A 19,599-nucleotide genomic window follows, 5' to 3' on the forward strand; every position below is an offset into this window, starting at 1 on the left:
ATTTTTCAGACATTTCCCTTTACAGAAGCATCCCAAGCACACATTCTGTTAGAAAATGGCAAGCATACAGGTAAAATTATTCTTGTTAGATAGCGCTACTAATTTAAATTAAATAGAAAACTGAACACTTAAAATATCCATATTATGAAAGCAAATATTGGAATAACCGAAGCAAACACAGAGGCTGTTGCTGAACAATTGGCAAAACTATTGGCCGATGAAACTGTACTTTATATCAAAACCCGCAATGCGCACTGGAACGTGACGGGAGACAATTTTCATGCAAACCATATCTTCTTTGAAGAGCAGTACAAGCAATTGGACGAGCTGATCGATAGCGTCGCTGAACGTCTTCGTAAAATAGGTCATTACGCTCCAGCAACCATGAAGGCTTACCTGGAACTGACGCACCTCACAGAATATAGCGATAGGACAAATGATGGTCTTGGCTATATGAAAGACCTGCTGACAGACCATGAAAGCATCATTGAGTTTTTACGTGGAAATATTAATCCATTTGCGGAGCAATATAAAGACTTTGGGACCAGTGACTTTATCACTGGGCTGATGGAAGCACACGAACAGATGGCTTGGATGATCCGTTCCTACTTTAGATAGGAGTTTTTGATTAGCGGTAAAAAATAAAAGTAATAAGTATATTTGTCATATTAACACATATACTTATTACTATGAAAGCGCTCATCGTTGACGATAATGATATCGCAAGAACGACTTTGGCCCATCTGGCGAAACAGATTCCGGATCTAACGATTGTCCAGGAATTTTCAAATGCGATGGAGGCCTATCATTATATTCAGAAGAATGAGATCGACCTGATATTTCTTGATATTGAAATGCCAGAAATGACGGGTATCGAGCTTACCAAAACTTTATCGGGCAAAGACACTATAATCATATTCACTTCCTCAAAAAAGGAATATGCAATTGAGGCATTTGAACTCAATATTGCGGATTATATTTTAAAACCCATTTCTCCCGTTCGGTTTTTACAGGCGGTCAGAAAGGCCCAGGCAATCCTTGAGAGCAGAAAAGAGAATGTTCAGGTTACCCAAGATGAATTCCTGTTTATCAGGGATTCAAACGTGACCAGGCGACTGAAGCTTGAAGATATATTTTATGCTGAGGCGATGGGAGATTATGTAAAATTTTATACAAAGGAGAAGATGTTTGCCGTTCACGGCAAGATGACAAAAGCAGAGGAACGCCTACCTAAAAATGACTTTATCAGAGTACATCGGTCCTATATTATATCTGTCAGCAAAATAGATACATTACAGGATGGTGGTATCATAATAAACGGCAAATTCATTCCAGTAGCGGATGCCTATCGTAAGGCTCTGAATACAAGAATGAATGTGTTTTAGCACTCATCTGTTTTAATTTTCATCCTAGCCCATAACTCGACCAATCCTCTTAACTTTTGTTTATGACAAGTGATTCTATAATGAACAGTAAAAGGTTTAGCTATTTTATAATTCTGACATTTATAGTAGGAACAATACTGTTGATTGCCGTGCAGATCAATTCTGCAAGCAATACAAAAGCACTGATCCACAACAATAATACGCTACTGAACGAGCTTCGTGCTAGCAATCATCTGCGGGAAATCGACCGTGATATCCTTGGTGTTGAAAGTAGGATAAGGGCATCGATAGCCACCAATGACACCACGCACCTTGAAGGTATCGATAAAAAAATAAATCAGATTGAGAACTTTCTGGATTCCTTGTCCAAAGATAATTCCGATCCTGTCGAGGAAAAACTGATACAACGGCTAGGTTCCCTTGCAATGGACAAGAAAATAGTGCGGGATCAGCTTTTGGCACGTTATATTTCCCTTGGAAATATGGACGACAAAACATCGATTGCCAATCCTCGGGCCAGAATAATTTCCAATGAAATTACAGGCATAACAGCTAAGATCTACAAAAGTAGGCAGTTGCATATGAATGAACTCAGCAGACAGAGTGAGGCAATGGGAAGAAAAGCACGGATTTACGATATCTCTCTATTAATTTTGCTGATTTTGAGCGGCTCTGTGGTCGGTTTCCATATCCTACGCCAATTCCGCCGGCAACGTATCTTGATTGAGGAATTAGATACCGCGGAAAAGAAAGCTTCCATCGCAGCGCAGACAAAGGAGAATTTTCTAGCCAATATGAGCCATGAGATTAGGACCCCGCTAAGTGGAATCCTTGGATTTACTAACCTGCTGCAAAAAAGGAAGCTAGACGCTACCTCATCCGAATTTGTATCATCGATCCAACAATCCGGTGAAAATTTGATGACTATCATCAACGATATACTCGATCTTTCCAAAATAGAGGCCGGGATGATGCGTATTACTAGTGGAAAATTTAGTATTAGTGGATTGCTGAATTCAGTCGAAACTTTTTTCGTCGAACGGGCAAAAGAAAAAGGATTGTCAATTTCAAGTAAGGTGGATCCTGCAATCCCGGATACGCTGACGGGCGATGCCACTAGATTAACCCAGATTTTGGTAAACTTGATTGGAAATGCCATCAAATTTACCAAACAAGGTAGTATAAGTTTGGAAATTTATCAAAAGAGCAGGAGCGAGAATGAAGTTGTGGTTGGATTTATCATTGCAGATACTGGAATTGGAATTGACAAGGAAAAAATCGGTGAAGTTTTTGAACGCTTTAATCAAGGAGAAGAATCCATTACGCGCAATTATGGCGGGACAGGACTTGGGCTGTCCATCGTAAAAAACTTGGTGGTACTCCAGCATGGTGACATAGAAGTTCAGAGTGAGCAGGGAAGAGGTACAACTTTCGATTTTTATATCCCTTATGGCATAGCGCAGGAGCAATTATTAGCTGCACCGGTATTTAATACTAATTATTTTAGAGATCAAAGCAATAAACCACTTCATATTTTAGTGGTTGATGATAATATGATGAACCAAAGTCTGATGAAGCATATGCTCGGACAATGGAATGTTGATTTTGAAATTGTTTCCAATGGACAGGAGGCCGTGAATTATCTGAAAAATAAACAGATCGATTTAGTTTTGATGGATTTACAGATGCCTCAGATGGATGGATATGCCGCTACCCAGCATATACGAGAAGTTTTGCAATTGGATATTCCGATCATTGCCATGACTGCGCATGCTTTGGCAGGCGAGCGGGAAAAATGCTTCAGTAGGGGAATGAATGAATATATATCCAAACCAATTAATGAGGAAGAGCTCTTTAAGCTTATTTCACATTTTGGCATTGGTTTTCAACGTACAGAACAGATCGAACACAATGCCGATAATAAACATTTCAAATATTTGGATCTTGCTTACATGCAGTCGGTAAGCCGTGGAGATAGAACTTTTGAGCGTACGGTCACTAGACAGTTTATTGACAAAACTCCCGTCCAGCTGCAGGAGCTACAGACTGCTTATACAAGTAGAGATTTCTCTAAATTTAAATTAAGAGCACATGATTTTAAAACCAGCGTCGCCATTATGGGATTGCTTCCTGTGCTTGATGATAAACTGGGAACACTTGAACTTACAACCGAACAGAACACGTTATCGGAAGGTATTTTAAAGGAAGTCGTGCAGATCCTTACCACAGCCGTCGAGGAAGCTCAACGTTTATTAGTAAGCTATACAGACTAAGTTCTAAATTAACAATAATTAATTGAAAAGATCATCAGGTCATGCTTGATGATCTTTTTTATTGTTCATAGTATGATGAAAATATGTTGAATTCAGTATTTTTCTGATAACGGGATTTTAACGACTCATTTTGCCCATTCGTCGAATGGTTATTGAAATTGGCTAATTGTTCGTGTAGTTTTACTGTAGCAAAAAGAAAAAGCATATTCACATTTAAACCAAATAGCTATGAGCACTTTAAAACTTAAAGACGGAACAGAAATTTTTTACAAAGACCAAGGACAAGGTCCAGTTTTAATGTTTCACCACGGATGGCCGTTATCATCCGATGATTGGGATGCACAAGTGATTTTCTTTCTACAGAAAGGTTATCGCGTGGTTACTCATGATCGGAGAGGACATGGTAGATCGAGCCAAGATATTTACGGTCACAACATTGAGCAATATGCTGCTGATGCTGCCGAACTTGTAGAATTTCTTGATCTGAAAGATGTTATGCATATCGGGCACTCGACAGGAGGAGGTGAAGTGATACGCTATGTGAACAAATATTCTAAAGGAAGAGCAAAAAAAGCGGTTTTAATCAGTGCTGTACCACCAATAATGGTGCAAAATGAAAGCAACCCGGATGGTGTGCCGATTGAGGTATTTGACAATATCAGAGATCAGACTTTGAACAATAGACAACAGTTTTATATCGATTTAACACTACCTTTTTACGGCTATAACAGAGAAGGAGCCGATGTTAAGGAGGGGATCAGGACAAACTGGTGGAGACAGGGGATGATGGGAGGGATTGTTGCTCATTATGAGGGTATTAAAGCTTTTTCCGAAACTGATTTCAGGGAAGATCTAAAAGCAGTAGATATTCCTGTTTTAGTACTCCATGGCGAGGATGACCAGATTGTCCCTTATGAAAATGCCGGTGTTAAATCTGCTAAATTATTAAAAAACGGAACGTTGATTACATACCCGGGCTTCCCTCACGGTATGCCTACGACAGAGGCTCCTACCATCAATAAGGATATTCTAGCCTTTATTGAATCATAAGATTACTGTACCATAATTAAATTTAATATAAGAAAAAGTGAACCTTGGAGTTCACTTTTTTCGTTGTATATTCTATTACATTTTTTAGATCTACATATATAGCATGTAAGATCTCTGTATAAAAAGTGAACCTCTGTTGTAGGTGTCTACTAAATCTTGTTATGATGAGAACAACATCATAACAAGCTACCAGATTTTTTGATCCATATAGCCTACTGTTTACTAACTGCGCTGCTGGCTGGACCTTAAGTCACTACAAGACTTTTTTTAGTTTACAGTGCATGTTTTTAAGAAAAATAGAGGTGATGACAATCGATTGGATTTAGGTTATCATATTGATCATTTATAGAAGTTTATGACCATCCGCGAGATGCAAGCAATACCTAGCAAATTATTGCACTATATTTTAACTTTCCGCAATCATGAAGTTAATGAAGATCGCTATGCTTTATCAGTTTGTAATATGAATATATTACGATATAACCGGTTCAACGATCGTATCTGCCTGTTCACCGAAAGTCAGAATCAAAGGCACCTGATCTGGTGTAGATTTACGATAGTAAAAAACAAGAATATCAATCATTAAAGACAATATTATGGAATCTACAACATTAAGCTTCAAGTACGAACTCGAGAAAAAGGAGCCACGCACCAACGATGGTGGTACAACCAGAGGAGCTTCAGTAAAAGACTTTCCGGCTTCGATTGGCATCGCAGGTGTCTCCATGAGATTAAAGCCCGGAAGTATGAGAGAGCTCCACTGGCACGCAAATGCTGCCGAATGGGCATATGTTATTTCAGGTACAGTACGCACGACCATCATTCATCCGGACGGTCATAGCTATACCGATAATTTTGAACCAGGAGATGTTTGGTATTTCCCAAAAGGTTATGGACATTCTATTCAGGCAACTGGAACGGAAGAATGTCATTTCATACTGATTTTTGACAACGGAAACTTTTCTGAGGATCATACGTTTAGCGTCACCGATTTTGTAGCGAGTATCCCTCCTGAAATCGTAGCACAGAATTTGGGATTGACTTTGGAAGAAGTAGCAGCGCTACCGCAAAAGGAAGCTTATTTCGCAGCAGGTGTTGTGCCGGATGAGCTGTCTTTTAATGCTACCGCGAGACCGGAGGAGTCCGACATTCAGCTGACTGACCTACACCGTTATCCGCTTCACGCACAACAACCTAGAATCATTCCCGGAGGAGGTCTTCAACGATTGGTTACCAGTAAGGAATTTGCGATCAGTACAACAATGGCAGGTTCTATCCTTGAATTGCAACCAGGCGCACTCCGGGAAATGCACTGGCATCCGAATGCTGATGAGTGGCAGTATTATATTTCAGGCCAGGCGGAGATGTCAGTTTTTCTTGCAGAGGGTACAGCCGTTACCGAACAGTTCAATGCTGGTGACGTAGGTTATGTACCGATGGGAGCAGGACATTATATCAAAAATACAGGTGACACTGTTTGCCGCGTTCTTATTGGTTTTAACAGCGGAATTTACGAATCTATTGATCTCAGCGAATGGCTTTCAGGAAACCCTAGGGATGTAGTGGCGACAAATTTTGGGCTGAAGGATGGTGAGATCGAAAAATTTCCAACGAAAAAGGTTTTTATCAAACCTAAAAAATAAGTGTCTTGCTGCCAGATAAGAAAGTTCTTCTATCCGCGGACAAAATCGGGATACAAGAAAAATTAGCTATACTCCTTGCATTCATAGCTGGGTATACAGATGCTGTCGGTCTGATCAAATGGAAAATTTATGTTTCTTTTATGAGTGGAAACACCACTCAACTTGGAACAGCGATCAATGCAGGAGCATTTGGAATAATTAGCTCCTCTGCGACCGTGATTGGAAGCTTTTTGATCGGCTTATATACAGGTACCTGTCTTTCGTTATGGAAAAAGTATACGATAGGTTTGCTTAAATTTTTTATCGTTGCTGGCATTTTATTAACATACTGTGTAGTATCAAATTGCTGTGAAATTCCCAGGATTGTATCGCTGGTCATTATCGGCTTTTCTATGGGAATGATGAATACGATTGTTACAGCCGTCGGAAAGCAAAATGTAAATACAGATTTTGTGACAGGGACGTTGAACAGTCTTACGAAAAACTCGGCGATGTACACCATGAGCAGTAGCAAGGAAGAAAGGGCGACATACGGATCCAACGCCATCCATTTGTTGATTCTTTGGTTAGGATTTCTTTCAGGAGCCTTTATCGCCCCGATGCTTCTTGATGTGCTTGCTGATTGGATCCTTTTACTGCCGGCTGTTTTACTACTGACAGCAACATTTATAATCCCTATATCAATATTTAAAGAATAAAATTATGTTAGAACAAAATAGTATTGCTCCCGATTTCACATTATTTGCGACACCAGACCAGAAAATTACACTTTCTGAATTTAAGGGTCACAACGTGATCTTGGCATTTTATCCAGCGGACTGGAGTCCGGTATGCAGTGATCAGATGGCTCTGTACAACGAAATGCTAAAGTACTTTAAAAAGTATGACGCCAGCCTATTCGGAATTTCCGTGGATAGCAAATGGTGTCATCTGGCTTTTTCTCAGTCCCGTAATCTGCACTTTCCGCTACTTGCAGACTTTGAACCAAAGGGTGGAGTGGCCAAGAAATACGGTATATATAATGAAACTGAAGGTCTATGCAACCGTGCGCTTTTCGTAATCGATAAGCAAGGCATCATCCAATGGAGTTATAAATCTCCAACTGCGGTTAACCCTGGTGCTGATGGAATATTAGAAGCTCTTGAAAATTTAAAATAAAATAATTATGTCATTAAAAATACCAGTCAGTACGACTGACCACGCTCAAGGCAATCTAAATGCCGATTTAGTTATCGTAGAATATGGTGATTATCAATGTCCATACTGTGGTGCTGCTTATCCAGTTCTGAAGAAATTGCTAAAATATTTTAGCGCAGAGGTGAAATTTGTATTTAGAAACTTCCCTCTTTCAGAGATGCATGAATATGCACTCTCAGCCGCAATTGCTGCCGAAGCTGCTTCTTTGCAGGATAAGTTCTGGGAAATGCATGACGCAATCTACGAAAATCAGGAAAACCTTGACGACCTCTATCTTTTTAAACTGGCTGAAAAAATAGGTTTGAATATGGAAAAATTTAAATCCGATATCCAGAAAGATGAACTGGTTAAAAGGATTGACGTTGATTTTCAGGGTGGAGTAATGAGTGGAGTAAATGGAACACCGTCTTTTTATGTCAACGGCAAGAAGTTTGATGGTGGAGCTGAAGACCTGTTTGATCTTTTCGCCAAATAAGGAGTGAAAGTGTAAGTAAACGATTCTTGAAATCCCAGGAAAATGAATAAGAACATTATTTTTTACTATTCATTACTAATGACTTTCAATGCCGGTTTTGTTGACACGAGCACATTTACCGTTGCTGACGAAAAAACTGGATTATTTAAAAGTAGAGAATTCGGTTGGCAATTGCAGGCTCCTGGCTTACCAATGAAATAGATGAATTTTCAGATCTTGATTTAATTTTGGTGACGAGACAAAGAATTTCTAACGACAGAAATCTGTATCCGTCCTACCAAGTACATATTGACTTAGGTTCGATCAGTGGTTAGCTTTGCAGCTATGAACAACCTTCAAGAAAAACGTGAGCGTCTGCTGTCTATGATAGCAGACTGGCAACAGAGGGGAAAAAGTAAGAAAGCTTACTGCGCGGAAAATGGGATCAACGAAGCGACCTTTTATTATTGGTTTTCGCGCATGAAAGAAAATGACACAGCAACCCGGGGCAGCTTTATAATAATTGATAAGGTACTGGGAAAGAACGATGTTGAGATTATTTATCCCAATTGTGTCCGTATCAAGATCGAAAACGATATTGCCCTTATCTCACAACTGATCCGACTGTACTGATGTTTACTTTGGGCTGCTCGCACCGTTTTTATCTTTATGATGGCTTTTGCGACATGAGGAAATCATTTGACGGACTCTGCGGACTGATAAGTTTAGGGATGTGAAGGGTGGGTCAGGCAGGCACTGGAAAAACTCGAACCGCTCTATGAACAGCTGCTCTTTGATATCAAAGCAAAGGGATATCTGCAGGTCGATGAAACAAGGATCAAAGTACTGGATAGCGATAAAAAAGGAGCTGCCCATACCGGTTGGTATTGGGTATACCATGCCCCATTGGACGGAACCGTATTGTTTGATTATAGCCCTACACGTGGCAGTAGTTTAGGGCAATACTAACTCAACCACAAAAAGAATATACCATTAAAAAAATAGTTGGAGAGGATGGGATTTTTCAACCTGATCAGGATATTCTTTTAGACAGTGTTAAATCTTTGGACTATTTGGTTACCAAATTTTTAGAAAGGGAAGATAAAACGGAAAGACTTTTGATCAAACCAATTTTTTTGAAATCAACCCATATAAAAAATACGATAGGGTATCTTTTTTATTTAAAAGGTTATGTAATGATAGACGATGATTATGAACCTGAAACTTTCTTTGTTCCTATTGGGTAAGTGTACTATCCTGAGTAAAGTTCATCCAACCATCCCTTCAACAAAGGCGACGGTCTTTTCTTTATTACTCACATTAATAGAATGGAGGTAATTTTCGGCGGCACTGGCAATGGTCTTGAAGCAATAGATCCACCAAATATTGATGAGGATCTTTTAGTTGAGATCGCATCTGAGATAGATTCTTATATAATGTAAAGAATCTCTAAATTCGGGAGCCGGCAATAGTCCAATGTGGGACAGTCGCCCATTTCAATTACTTAGAAGCATAAAAGTAGAACGAATGAAAAATCGTTATATAGTTACTCCAAAAGATAGAGAAGCAGAAAAATTATTGGATTATGATAAGGCTACAGATATTGACTTAATTGAATTGGTTTTGACAGAGGATCAATTTAATTCATTAAATTGCTACGGTATTTTTTCTAATTTAAATGAAATTCTAGGATGCAGCATTGAAGATTTTGAAGACGAGTCGATCACTGACGAAAGACAGCTTGAGATGGGCTTGAACTACCTAAATGCTATAAATGTGAATGACGAAGTCGCCAGAAAAGTACTAGAAAAATTGATTTATTTGTTCCAAGAAGCGAGAATAAGGAAAACAGGTGCTTACTTCTACTTTTGACTATAAAAGCTTAGGCATTTTGTGCTTATGTTATATAGAGTTTAGTGTAGATATAGACGAAATCTCAGGAAAGGGGATTCAGATGTTTATTTAGCAGTTACGAAGTATAAAATATAAAGCTACCAATCCTAATATAGACAACCAAGATATGAGGATACAATTGACAATGATTGTCCTACTGACGACATTAACATTGAACAGCTGCGGACAAAATAATGATCATAAATCTGTACATAGCTCGGCAGACAGCACTTTTATAAAATCATTGGAAGAAAGGCAATTAGGGAAAAGCAAGTATTCTATTTCTTTACCCACAGATTATGCTATAGGTGAAACCAATGGAGAAGATTTTTCCGTTTACTATTTTAATCCTGCTGACACTACAAATCATACTGGTTTTTCGGGAGGCCTATATTTCGGTAATCATCCTAGCCAATTTCCAGCTAAAAGCAAAAGTTGCAAAACCGAGCATCTGAAAAATGAAATATTTGATCAAGATGTAAGCTGGACCATCTATAACTGTAATGGAGACTATTCAATTCAAAGCATAATCTATAGTAAAAGCGGCGAGGGGTGGAATGAAATGATTCACATGTTTGGCAATGCAAAATCAACTAAAGATCTGGACAAATTGCTGTTTATTTTTAAGACAATGAAAAAAAAGGAATAATATATCGAAGGAACTAAGTCAGGTGCTTGTCATTGATATAGCGTATGACTGGTTTAAAGTTTCTGTCGGTCAATATGAAGGTTGGTTAAAAAGCTCCTATGTAATAGCGAAGCCCGAGAATTTATATACTAGGATTAATCTAAATACTGGAGACTCGCCCGAGTGTGATAATATGGCTTGGCGGTATGACTATGGTGCCCAAGGATCTCTTGAAATAACAGTTGGGGTGGGAGCAGATTTTGCTGTAAAAGTTATGGAACGGAACACAGGGTTATGTATAAGAGCATTTTATATAAAGTCTGGTGAATCTATTAAAGTAAAAGATATACCCCAGAATACTTATTATTTAAAGGTTGCCAGCGGCCGGGATTTTAGACAGGGGATTAAAGACGGGCAATGTATTATGGTTTTTAATCAAAGTGCTCATTACGAAATTGGAGAGGAAATATTAGATTTTAATATGGGACCGAAACGCATTGAAACAATAGATGGAAAAAGATATGAAGTACAAAGCGTACCATCTTATAGTCTACGACTGGCTGTCCGAAGTCAAGATCACTCGCTTAAAGACAATTTTGACACGAAGACAATATCAAACGAAGAATTCAATAGATAGATGACTTGCAATAGGGTAGGGAAGGTTGATTTACTCGATGAAATAAGTCCGAAGTTAGATCAAAGCAGCAATTACCGGCATATAAGTTGTGAACCATTCAGGCAATTCGTCTTTTTCCACCGAATACTCTATTTTACCGTCGGATAATTTCAATAAGATGTTATGTTTAAGATCTGAAGTGTCAACAATAGTTAATTCATCGATGAAGTGAAAGTGATCGTTTAGCTTTTCAAGATTTCCAAAAAAATTATTTTCCAATGTTTGAGGATCTACATAATGTCCACCGTCAGTGACTCTTTCCGTTACACGGAACTGAGAAAGTTCGGTATTTTCTAAACCAAAAAACAATAAATTTATTCTATAACCCGACTTCTTGAATAGCTTGGGCGTTTCCCAAGTTTCGTCATTTGTAAAATGTCCTTCATAGACGTAATCTAACCGATTTTCTAATGCATGTTTTGTCTGTTCTTCAAATTGCTGTACTACATAATCCAAAGCCTCTTTTCGAGCGTATTTTGCTGAAGGAACAATTTTTGGGAATATCCGAGATAGTTCCTTCGTATAGAGTAAATCACCATCAAAAATAATATTATTACTCTTTATATGCTCTGGAAGATATTCTGCACCTAATGTAGATTTCCCGGCACCGTTAGAACCCGTTATTATGTAAAGATCAGGCATTAGTAAATATTGAGTTCTCTCAAGATATCTTTTGATTGACGAATATTAAATTCCTGTACTACATCAAAAGATCGTTTATCAGAAGAAACAATCACAATTTTAACTAAATGATTTGGGTATTCGATGTAGCTTTGATTTTTGGGTAATTTGCTAGATCTTATTAAAAATGGTTGCCCTTTATCAAGCTTTTGTTTGCGCAACTTGAGAACAATGCTGTTGCTAACTTCTTTTAAGTGCTCTAAATTTCTCATAATACCACATTAATACTATCCAAAAATAGTAATTTTTAAGGAGAAAAGCAATTGTTCGACCAGTAGAAAATGACTCTTTTTGTGTTATTGCTAGATATATTTAAGAATTAAAATGCGATGAAAGGCAGAAATATACGATTTGAGCAGTAAGTGTCATTTCACTGTCGAACTCGATCCTAAGATACTACAAGAAAATATGCTTTGTGAATTTCGTGGTACACCAAAAAATGGTGTATATTTTATTTTAGAAAACTAGTATGCAAGAAAGTCAGTCAAAGAGAATGGAATTGACTAAACTTACAGTTTCCCGTAACTAACCCTACATCCAAACCAATACCTTAGCACTACTATTTGTAATAATCTTGAAAGTTAACAGCTATAAGCCTTCTAATTCAGCGTACCACGACCAATTCCAAACATTCCAATTGCGTATAAAAAATCGGAAACCCTAAATATCTTTACTGTATACAATATTACTAATATTATTAGTAATATTGTAAAATGAAGCCTCTAGAAATCTTTTGCCGAAATCGGGTAATGTACGCTCAAATTACCGTGCATGATAAAAGCATGGGCATGAAAGATTATCATCTTCACAACAAAAATGGTCTTGCCTTTTATGTTTTCAGGAAATCTCAGGGAGTGTGGCAATTGGCATTCGGTGTACTAGCCGATGACATCAAGGAAGCGTGCATTGATGCACTTATACTTCGCTTTGATACGGATGTGCCTGAGTTGTTTTATCATCATGGAAAACGCCTGGTAAAGGAAGTTCGGGCCAAGAAATACAGTCTTTGGCATATTTATCTCAATAATGCTTATGTAGGAAGTATCCAATATTACACCTTCACAAAGCAGTTCAATTACCATCTTGATGACAATGGCTTATTGACCGATGATCACGTGCAAAAGTATATAGTCCTGATACAACGTGGGGAATTAAAGTGGATAAAGGACGATATTCGATGAAAAAGAATATAAAGTTCAAATGTGACGTGTGTGGTCAAAAGCAAGTGGTGGAGGTTTCTGTTTTGCATGGCGGTGGAACCTTGCAAATTATGATTGATCGGTTTTTTATAATGGATGTAGATTTTCGCAATGGCAATTGGGTGATGCTATGTAACAATAAGAGCTGGTTGACAAGCGATGAACTTGTTATTATCCTTGATGAGTTGGGCTATCAGGAATAAAAAAATGAGCAAAATTATCTCAATTAATCTTACGATCATTACAATAGATGAATGCCCAAAGCCGGTTTAAATTAGGTGAAAAAACGAGCATATATAGTTAAGAACTGATTTAGGATATGCCCCCAATTATTAATAAAAAGTAAGTTTATTCAGTACTGTACAATCGTTCCCTATAATTTATTCCCCACTCACTCATCACTTTAATTACCGAATGAAGACTTTTTCCAGATTCAGAAAGCTCATACTCGACCGTGATAGGCATTGTATCTTTTACTGTACGTTTTATAAGTTTATTTAATTCCAGTTCTTTAAGTTCTTTTGAAAGTACCTTAGGAGCTATTTCTTCAAGTTGTCTAATTAAATCCATAAACCGCATAGTTTTTTCATAGTACAGATGACTGATGATCAAACTTTTCCATTTACCACTCAACAGCTGATTTGTATCTTTAATCCCTCGAATTTGGCGCAAACACTCTTCTCCGAGTTCCAGTTTTGACTTCTTCACTTACATTACTTTATAGACATAAATATAAAAATTACTTTCAAATAATACACCTGATTACCTAAATGTAACTAATTACCTAAAGGTAATATGTAACCCCAATTACTGTCTTTATTAATAACTTTGGTGAATTACAAATTTTTAAACTCAGCAAGATTTAGCTAAAACATTGTTGAATAAATCTAGTTTTAATAATAAATGGATAAACAGAAAATTAAATCGAAAAAAGCAATCATCCCTTTGGTATGTATCGGAGTGTTAGCAGCCGGTCTGGTTTTGATCTTTGCTTGGTCTGCAGGATTGCTTGGAAATAGAACGACAACAGCAAGCTTCCTCAAAGATATCCCAAACTCATTTCCTGCCGGTTATAGACGGGCACATTCGAAAGGAATTTGTTTCGAAGGCACTTTTCGTTCAACAGGCAAATTAGCTCCCTTTTCGAAAGCAACCGTATTTTCACAGGATTCATCTGCTGTATTAGGTCGCTTTTCAATCGGAACTGTAGATCCTTTCGCTGCTGACAATTCAACACGAACAGTTAGCATGGCAATGATGATATCGTCAGAAAATAACCAGCAATGGAGAATGAAACTGAACAATCATCCATTTTTCGTTACACATGATGCTTTAGGCGTAATTAGAAGATCAGATGCGTACAAAATCGACAGCACTACGGGTAAGCCAAACCCGGCATTAGTATCCGCTTTTCTTAAAGACTATCCAGAAGCCCAAAACTTTATCGATTGGGCTGATAAAGCGCCATGGGTAAATAGCTTTGCAGTAGCAGAGTACAATGTTATCAATGCATTCTATTTAATTGATTCTAAAGGGAATAAACATGCCGTTCGCTGGTCGATGCGGCCGCATGCGCCTTTCAGTGCCTGGTCTAAGGAGGAACGTGAGCATGCGAGTCACGACTTCCTTTTTGACGATCTAAAACAACGCCTAGATAAAGGGGCGCTCTATTGGGATTTGGTCATGACCTTTGCTGAACCTGGTGACGAAATTGAAAACCCTTCGAAGGCCTGGCCGGCAAATCGTCGTCAGATCGTCGCAGGTGTATTGGAAATTAAGAGAGTTTTTGACCAAACTGAGGGTGGATGCCGCGATATTAACTTTGATCCCACAAAAGTACCGGCAGGAATAGAGGTATCCAAAGATCCTGTTCTGACAGCTAGAGCAGGTATTTATGCCCATTCGTATAATGCACGTGTCCGGGAGATCGGCTATGGAAAGGCTACTGACGCCATTGGAAAAAAGGAAACTTCTAAAGATAAATAATATGTCACAGCAGAAGAATCTAAAGTCTGGCTCAAGAATTCGTGAATGGTTCAAATCTGTAAAGATTTTCAAGCTAAGACGTCGTCATATTAATCGTTCACTTCCTTTAAACTTTAATCTTACAGGAAGAATTCTACATTGGTTGATGGCAACATTGATTTTATCGACAATGTTTATTGGCTTAGGAATGATGACTTCTCTTAGTAGTCGTCCCTGGTTGATCGATCTTCATATTCCAATCGGTGTAGCAATCCTGTTTCTTTGTATATTGCGTTTTGTGAATAGAATCATGAATCCGATTCCGGCGTTGCCAAGTGATATGCCAAAGATCGAAAAAAATATGGCTCACTTTATGCATTGGGTTATGTATGCCTTCATGTTTGCTTTACCTATAACGGGTTGGGGACAGCTCTCCGCGGGCGGTTTCCAAGCCAAGCTATCCCAAAATATTATTCTTCCATCCCTTATAGATCAGAATCCTGTTTTATATGCTTGGCTGCATGACATTCATAGAGGTTTAGCCTGGTCTCTTTTTTTCATTGTTGTGGGGCACCTTTCTATTGCATTGTTGCATGCATTGGTAATGAAAGATGGAATTTTTTCAAGTATGACTTGGGGTAAGGATAAAATTAAAAAAGAAACTAAACGACCATCTGCATGATTAAAATAAGATTATTTATATCCAATTATCCAATGTTTTTAAAGTAAATCAAGAGGGATCGCCGTTTTTGTAATCAATATTGCTAATATTATTAGTAATATTGTGAAATGAAACCGCTAGAAATCTTTTGCCGAAATCGGGTAATGTACGCTCAAATCACCGTGCATGATAAAAGCATGGGCATGAAAGATTATCATCTTTACAACAAAAATGGTCTTGCTTATTATGTTTTCAGGAATCTCAGGGAGTGTGGGAACTGGCATTCGGTGTACTTGCCGATGACATCAAGGAAGCGTGCATTGACGCCCTTATACTTCGCTTTGATATAGATGTGCCTGAGTTATTTTATCATCATGGAAAACGCCAGGTAGTGGAAGTTCGGGCCAAGAAATACAGCCTTTGGCATATTTATCTCAATAATGCTTATGTAGGAAGTATTCAATATGACACCTTCACTAAGCAGTTCAATTACCACCTTGACGACAATTGCTTATTGACCGATGATCACGTGCAAAAGTATATAGCCATGATACAACGTGGGGAATTAAAGTGGATAAAGGACGATATTCGATGAAAAACGATATAAAAGGAATAAAAGAACCTTGAGTCTGGGAGGGGCTGTAACTGGTAATTACCAAAGCAGAATTGTTCGTAATTAACTTGCAGAGAAATTGGCAACAATAATGCAAAATAAATTGCAACAGTAATGCAGAACTCCAGCTGGTATAATTAATATTTTGATTAGGCCTTTTGGGGTAAATAGTTCACCTTTTGGGACATTTTGTCCCAAAAGAAAAACAACCTTTGGTTAGGAAAAAATCAAAGGTATTTATGAACTATTATCAGAACAAAATTATGTTGTTTCATTTAGTACAGCAAATGTCACGGGAGGGGAAATCTGTTAACTGGATTGCCGACCATTTCGGGATCAGCTGGCGAACGACCAAAAGGTACATTAACCAAAGTGTGGATGAGTTTGAGCATGAGTTTGAAAACCCTATTCCACGCAAGAAACATCTGGACAGCTACCAGGGTTTTGTTAAGGATAAACAGAACCATTATCCTGAGACATCAGCAGCGCAGATGCACGACTGGCTCAAAGAGCATCATCCAGACTTTCCCCAGGTTAGCCCTAAAACGGTTTTCAACTTTGTCCAATCCGTCCGTATTCGGTTTAATATCAGAAAACCTGAAAGTAAACGGGAGTTCGGGATGATCCCGGAGCTACCTTACGGTAGGCAGGCACAGGTAGACTTCGGTTTCTATACCATGCGGACCAGCTGTGGTAAGCAGAAAAAGGTACAATTTTTTACCATGGTATTATCACGTTCCAGACTGAAGTATGTTTATTTCAGCGACAGCCCTTTTACCACGTCTAAAGTTGTAGAAGCTCATGAAAAAGCCTTCGAATTTATGGGCGGTATCCCCATAGAGTTGGTTTATGATCAGGACAGACTTATGTTTGTGGACGAAAATCTTGGAGATATCATCATGACAGGCGAGTTCAAACGTTATGTTGGCCAGCGAGGCTTTTCCATTTACCTTTGCCGAAAGGCTGACCCCCAGAGTAAGGGAAAGGTAGAGAATGTCGTCAAATATGTAAAACAGAACTTTCTGTTCAACCGGTCCTATAGAGATCTGGAGACGCTTCATGATGCATGTATTGCTTGGCTGCGTCGGACAGCCAACGAAATGGTCCACAATACCACACGCCTCATTCCCAACGAAGATCACCGTCTCAACGAGAAGCAGGAGCTACAACCATGGTATAGTATTGTTTTTGAGCCACGTCCTGAATCACTGGTGTATAGTGTTCACAAGGACAATAAGATAAGTTATAAAGGAAACTTCTACAGTCTCCCCACAGGGACTTATAAGGATAAAAACAGCCTAGTGAAAGTGGTTCTGGATAAAGGGGAACTTATCATTCTTGCCGAATCGGGCAAAGAGATCTGCCGGCATCAGGTCAGTTTATTGAAGGGCCAAAAGATTATAGCCCGTAACCATACACGTGACAGGAGCATAAGGATCGATAAGATGATTGATTCACTGTGCATTCAGTTTGAAGAACCTGAAAAAGTGAGAGGCTGGCTAGAGCAGATCCGCTCCGACAAAAAGCGATATATACGCGATAATGTTCAGTTGCTTTCTGAACTTATTACTGAACTACCGGCAGAAATAGTTTCCCAGAGCTTAGACTTTGTTGTTGCCAATAATCTACTAAACGCTACCGACTTTAAATCGTATGCCAATAGTCTTTTAGCGATCCGGTCCTCTGGAGAAGAATATGATCCAAAGATCATTAGATTGAATCCGCTGAGCGGAAAAGAAAACCCACTGGCCGATATAGAGCCTCAGCAGAGTGAACTGGAAAGCTATAACAGGTTATTTCAATAATCGTAAACAAGATACTGCGGGCAGTGGCCACTGCCCGCAGATCCTTAAAATAAGTAAATATGGAAACACAAAAACAAGAAATCAAAAAACTATGCAACAACTTTCGTTTGTCGGGTATGGCTACACATCTGGAGGCGATCATTACCGAATCAGAAAAGGAAAAAATAGGCTTTGCACAGTATACCTTTCGACTTTTGACAGCAGAATCGAGTCACCGTGAACAGCGAGACCAATCCCGTAGGATGAAAGCAGCAAATCTGCCGCGAAATAATGATCTGGGTCGCTACGAGGCAAAAGGTAATGGACTGAGTGCGGAACAACTCGTACAGCTCAGAGAGCTTAACTGGATAGATCAGCTCTTTAATATAGTATTGCTTGGGCCAAGTGGGACAGGAAAAACAATGCTGGCAGCAGGCCTGGCCAAAGATGCTATAATGGCTGGCTATAAGGCTTACTTCAGAACAATGGAAGATATTGTCACTATGCTCAAAACCAAGGACTTTGCTAAGACAAGAATGACAGAGTATAAAAAACTAGTAGCAGCGAACCTGCTCGTTCTAGATGACATCATGCTCTTTCCCCTGGAAAAGAATACTGCCATTGCTTTTTTTAACTTTATAAACCAGATCTATGAAAATACATCCATCATAATAACCACCAATAAAAAGCCTAGTGATTGGGCAAAAATGTTGGAGGATGAAGTGCTGGCTACGGCTTTATTAGACCGTTTGCTTTTCCGAGCGGAGATCATAAATCTGACTGGCGAAAGTTACCGTATGAAGAATAGAAAATCTTTCTTTGAACCAAACAAAGAATAAGCTACTTTTGAAAGGTGAACTCTGCAATCCTGTTGCAAAATATTGACAAAAAATCTGCATCATTGTTGCCAAAAGTTCTGCACCTAAATTACCAATAGTTCTGACATCGTATTTACCAGTTACAAAAGCGTATGGTTTCTCAAACTTCACTCTTTTCTTTGAAACAGAAGGGGAGTTCGTCAAACACATTTGGATTTCGATTAGCACGCTAGTTTCATTAGCGGAAATTTCGGTAGAAAAATTTGAATTGATCAAGTCAGTTTTATATAGTTTAGGTGAAGAATGTGAAATGATTTTGGTCGATTGGAATAGGATGGAATTAATCGATTTGAGAAACCGAAATCAGATAAATAATTACTTAAGTTATTTCTGGCAATGATAGATAAATACAAAAATTGGGACATTGATTTACCCCTGCCACACGATCTATTTTTTTATAAAATGAATGTGGAGTATTATGAGATAACTATCCTGTTGAAGAGTTTGGTTGACCATACACAAATAATTGAGATAAAATTTGAGTATTTTCTTTCCTATAAAGTCACGGTAGACTTGGCCTTAATGAAAATGGTTAACGATAATGCAGATTTTAGAGGTTTTGCCCGATCCACTTCTTCGAGTTATTTAAACTCAATCATTGAGGGAAGTTATGACATTT

Annotated in this window: 25 protein-coding genes and 1 pseudogene; 23 read left to right on the plus strand and 3 right to left on the minus strand. The window is 38.5% G+C overall.

The genetic code is table 11. The features are described 5' to 3' along the window. From B4G94_RS28060 to B4G94_RS06275, 15 genes and pseudogenes are all read left to right on the plus strand, one after another. The gene (locus tag B4G94_RS28060) at window positions 1-93 is read left to right on the plus strand and encodes a zinc-binding dehydrogenase (RefSeq protein ID WP_414711815.1); all 93 of its coding nucleotides are present in this window, start codon (window positions 1-3) and stop codon (window positions 91-93) included. Window positions 94-144: 51 nt separating this feature from the next. Next, window positions 145-618, plus strand: coding sequence for a Dps family protein (locus B4G94_RS06210; RefSeq protein ID WP_286857786.1), 474 nt, complete (start codon window positions 145-147; stop codon window positions 616-618). A gap of 71 nt (window positions 619-689) precedes the next feature. Beyond that, window positions 690-1,385, plus strand: a complete 696-nt coding sequence (locus B4G94_RS06215; RefSeq protein ID WP_286857787.1) for a LytR/AlgR family response regulator transcription factor — start codon at window positions 690-692, stop codon at window positions 1,383-1,385. 80 nt (window positions 1,386-1,465) lie between these two features. After that, window positions 1,466-3,658 carry a response regulator gene (locus tag B4G94_RS06220; protein WP_286857788.1) on the plus strand — a complete coding sequence of 731 codons (2,193 nt, stop codon included), beginning with the start codon at window positions 1,466-1,468 and terminating at the stop codon, window positions 3,656-3,658. A gap of 228 nt (window positions 3,659-3,886) precedes the next feature. After that, window positions 3,887-4,708 (plus strand): alpha/beta fold hydrolase, encoded by an 822-nt coding sequence (locus tag B4G94_RS06225; protein WP_286857789.1) that lies wholly within the window; start codon window positions 3,887-3,889, stop codon window positions 4,706-4,708. Between the two features lie 596 nt (window positions 4,709-5,304). Beyond that, complete coding sequence (locus B4G94_RS06230; protein WP_286857790.1) at window positions 5,305-6,351, plus strand: cupin domain-containing protein; 1,047 nt, start codon at window positions 5,305-5,307, stop codon at window positions 6,349-6,351. Window positions 6,352-6,356: 5 nt separating this feature from the next. Continuing rightward, a complete protein-coding gene (locus B4G94_RS06235) occupies window positions 6,357-7,049 on the plus strand; it encodes a YoaK family protein (RefSeq protein ID WP_286857791.1) in 693 nt (230 codons plus the stop codon). Window positions 7,050-7,053: 4 nt separating this feature from the next. After that, the gene (locus tag B4G94_RS06240) at window positions 7,054-7,509 is read left to right on the plus strand and encodes a redoxin domain-containing protein (RefSeq protein WP_286857793.1); all 456 of its coding nucleotides are present in this window, start codon (window positions 7,054-7,056) and stop codon (window positions 7,507-7,509) included. Window positions 7,510-7,516: 7 nt separating this feature from the next. Then, window positions 7,517-8,023 (plus strand): DsbA family protein, encoded by a 507-nt coding sequence (locus B4G94_RS06245; RefSeq protein ID WP_286857794.1) that lies wholly within the window; start codon window positions 7,517-7,519, stop codon window positions 8,021-8,023. Between the two features lie 42 nt (window positions 8,024-8,065). After that, complete coding sequence (locus B4G94_RS06250) at window positions 8,066-8,224, plus strand: hypothetical protein (protein WP_286857795.1); 159 nt, start codon at window positions 8,066-8,068, stop codon at window positions 8,222-8,224. Window positions 8,225-8,347: 123 nt separating this feature from the next. Next, window positions 8,348-8,635, plus strand: a complete 288-nt coding sequence (tnpA, locus tag B4G94_RS06255; protein WP_286857796.1) for an IS66 family insertion sequence element accessory protein TnpA — start codon at window positions 8,348-8,350, stop codon at window positions 8,633-8,635. Window positions 8,636-8,752: 117 nt separating this feature from the next. Then, a pseudogene (locus tag B4G94_RS06260) lies at window positions 8,753-8,971 on the plus strand (IS66 family transposase); the annotation flags it as partial. A gap of 558 nt (window positions 8,972-9,529) precedes the next feature. Continuing rightward, on the plus strand, window positions 9,530-9,874 hold the full coding sequence (locus B4G94_RS06265; RefSeq protein ID WP_286857798.1) for a hypothetical protein: 345 nt from the start codon (window positions 9,530-9,532) through the stop codon (window positions 9,872-9,874). A gap of 265 nt (window positions 9,875-10,139) precedes the next feature. Next, entirely contained in the window at window positions 10,140-10,544 is a 405-nt protein-coding gene (locus B4G94_RS06270; RefSeq protein WP_286857799.1) for a hypothetical protein, read from the plus strand. Between the two features lie 22 nt (window positions 10,545-10,566). After that, a complete protein-coding gene (locus B4G94_RS06275; protein ID WP_165306970.1) occupies window positions 10,567-11,160 on the plus strand; it encodes a hypothetical protein in 594 nt (197 codons plus the stop codon). A gap of 54 nt (window positions 11,161-11,214) precedes the next feature. On the opposite strand, the gene B4G94_RS06280 is transcribed toward B4G94_RS06275, so the two are convergent. Both B4G94_RS06280 and B4G94_RS06285 read right to left on the minus strand, forming a co-directional pair. Further along, entirely contained in the window at window positions 11,215-11,841 is a 627-nt protein-coding gene (locus tag B4G94_RS06280; protein WP_165306969.1) for a zeta toxin family protein, read from the minus strand. Further along, window positions 11,841-12,092: a hypothetical protein gene (locus B4G94_RS06285; RefSeq protein ID WP_088161872.1), complete on the minus strand. Its 252-nt coding sequence runs from the start codon at window positions 12,090-12,092 to the stop codon at window positions 11,841-11,843. The genes B4G94_RS06280 and B4G94_RS06285 overlap by 1 nt, the downstream gene beginning before the upstream one ends. A 576-nt stretch (window positions 12,093-12,668) precedes the next feature. Between B4G94_RS06285 and B4G94_RS06290 the strand changes: the two genes are divergently transcribed. Together B4G94_RS06290 and B4G94_RS06295 are read left to right on the plus strand one after the other, a co-directional pair. After that, window positions 12,669-13,061 (plus strand): hypothetical protein, encoded by a 393-nt coding sequence (locus B4G94_RS06290; RefSeq protein WP_286857800.1) that lies wholly within the window; start codon window positions 12,669-12,671, stop codon window positions 13,059-13,061. Further along, window positions 13,058-13,282 carry a hypothetical protein gene (locus B4G94_RS06295; RefSeq protein WP_286857801.1) on the plus strand — a complete coding sequence of 75 codons (225 nt, stop codon included), beginning with the start codon at window positions 13,058-13,060 and terminating at the stop codon, window positions 13,280-13,282. The genes B4G94_RS06290 and B4G94_RS06295 overlap by 4 nt, the downstream gene beginning before the upstream one ends. A 145-nt stretch (window positions 13,283-13,427) precedes the next feature. Here the strand turns inward: B4G94_RS06295 and B4G94_RS06300 are convergent, their stop codons facing one another. After that, entirely contained in the window at window positions 13,428-13,787 is a 360-nt protein-coding gene (locus tag B4G94_RS06300; protein ID WP_223585043.1) for a winged helix-turn-helix transcriptional regulator, read from the minus strand. Between the two features lie 195 nt (window positions 13,788-13,982). Between B4G94_RS06300 and B4G94_RS06305 the strand changes: the two genes are divergently transcribed. From B4G94_RS06305 to B4G94_RS06330, 6 genes are all read left to right on the plus strand, one after another. Continuing rightward, window positions 13,983-15,065, plus strand: a complete 1,083-nt coding sequence (locus tag B4G94_RS06305; RefSeq protein ID WP_223585042.1) for a catalase family peroxidase — start codon at window positions 13,983-13,985, stop codon at window positions 15,063-15,065. 1 nt (window position 15,066) lies between these two features. Continuing rightward, the gene (locus B4G94_RS06310; RefSeq protein ID WP_286857804.1) at window positions 15,067-15,726 is read left to right on the plus strand and encodes a cytochrome b; all 660 of its coding nucleotides are present in this window, start codon (window positions 15,067-15,069) and stop codon (window positions 15,724-15,726) included. Between the two features lie 247 nt (window positions 15,727-15,973). After that, window positions 15,974-16,300, plus strand: a complete 327-nt coding sequence (locus B4G94_RS06315) for a hypothetical protein (RefSeq protein ID WP_286857806.1) — start codon at window positions 15,974-15,976, stop codon at window positions 16,298-16,300. A 281-nt stretch (window positions 16,301-16,581) separates the two neighbouring features. Next, on the plus strand, window positions 16,582-18,123 hold the full coding sequence (gene istA, locus B4G94_RS06320; RefSeq protein WP_286857807.1) for an IS21 family transposase: 1,542 nt from the start codon (window positions 16,582-16,584) through the stop codon (window positions 18,121-18,123). A 59-nt stretch (window positions 18,124-18,182) separates the two neighbouring features. Continuing rightward, on the plus strand, window positions 18,183-18,941 hold the full coding sequence (gene istB, locus B4G94_RS06325) for an IS21-like element helper ATPase IstB (RefSeq protein ID WP_286857808.1): 759 nt from the start codon (window positions 18,183-18,185) through the stop codon (window positions 18,939-18,941). A 375-nt stretch (window positions 18,942-19,316) separates the two neighbouring features. Continuing rightward, window positions 19,317-19,599, plus strand: a 283-nt coding sequence (locus B4G94_RS06330; protein ID WP_286857809.1) for a hypothetical protein, incomplete at its 3' end; no start/stop codon positions are given.

Origin of the sequence: Sphingobacterium sp. UBA7625 (assembly GCF_002484085.1) — a bacterium.
GTDB lineage: Bacteria > Bacteroidota > Bacteroidia > Sphingobacteriales > Sphingobacteriaceae > Sphingobacterium > Sphingobacterium athyrii.

Bases quoted from the DNA above. Each gene is read 5' to 3' on its own strand.
- B4G94_RS06215 (WP_286857787.1), top strand. From the start codon at position 690: ATGAAAGCGCTCATCGTTGACGATAATGATATCGCAAGAACGACTTTG.
- tnpA (WP_286857796.1), top strand. From the start codon at position 8,348: ATGAACAACCTTCAAGAAAAACGTGAGCGTCTGCTGTCTATGATAGCA.
- B4G94_RS06310 (WP_286857804.1), top strand. From the start codon at position 15,067: ATGTCACAGCAGAAGAATCTAAAGTCTGGCTCAAGAATTCGTGAATGG.
- B4G94_RS06265 (WP_286857798.1), top strand. From the start codon at position 9,530: ATGAAAAATCGTTATATAGTTACTCCAAAAGATAGAGAAGCAGAAAAA.
- B4G94_RS06210 (WP_286857786.1), top strand. From the start codon at position 145: ATGAAAGCAAATATTGGAATAACCGAAGCAAACACAGAGGCTGTTGCT.
- B4G94_RS06220 (WP_286857788.1), top strand. From the start codon at position 1,466: ATGAACAGTAAAAGGTTTAGCTATTTTATAATTCTGACATTTATAGTA.
- B4G94_RS06290 (WP_286857800.1), top strand. From the start codon at position 12,669: ATGAAAGATTATCATCTTCACAACAAAAATGGTCTTGCCTTTTATGTT.
- istA (WP_286857807.1), top strand. From the start codon at position 16,582: ATGTTGTTTCATTTAGTACAGCAAATGTCACGGGAGGGGAAATCTGTT.
- istB (WP_286857808.1), top strand. From the start codon at position 18,183: ATGGAAACACAAAAACAAGAAATCAAAAAACTATGCAACAACTTTCGT.
- B4G94_RS06230 (WP_286857790.1), top strand. From the start codon at position 5,305: ATGGAATCTACAACATTAAGCTTCAAGTACGAACTCGAGAAAAAGGAG.
- B4G94_RS06225 (WP_286857789.1), top strand. From the start codon at position 3,887: ATGAGCACTTTAAAACTTAAAGACGGAACAGAAATTTTTTACAAAGAC.
- B4G94_RS06285 (WP_088161872.1), bottom strand. From the start codon at position 12,092: ATGAGAAATTTAGAGCACTTAAAAGAAGTTAGCAACAGCATTGTTCTC.
- B4G94_RS06295 (WP_286857801.1), top strand. From the start codon at position 13,058: ATGAAAAAGAATATAAAGTTCAAATGTGACGTGTGTGGTCAAAAGCAA.
- B4G94_RS06240 (WP_286857793.1), top strand. From the start codon at position 7,054: ATGTTAGAACAAAATAGTATTGCTCCCGATTTCACATTATTTGCGACA.
- B4G94_RS06305 (WP_223585042.1), top strand. From the start codon at position 13,983: ATGGATAAACAGAAAATTAAATCGAAAAAAGCAATCATCCCTTTGGTA.
- B4G94_RS06245 (WP_286857794.1), top strand. From the start codon at position 7,517: ATGTCATTAAAAATACCAGTCAGTACGACTGACCACGCTCAAGGCAAT.
- B4G94_RS06280 (WP_165306969.1), bottom strand. From the start codon at position 11,841: ATGCCTGATCTTTACATAATAACGGGTTCTAACGGTGCCGGGAAATCT.
- B4G94_RS06250 (WP_286857795.1), top strand. From the start codon at position 8,066: ATGAATAAGAACATTATTTTTTACTATTCATTACTAATGACTTTCAAT.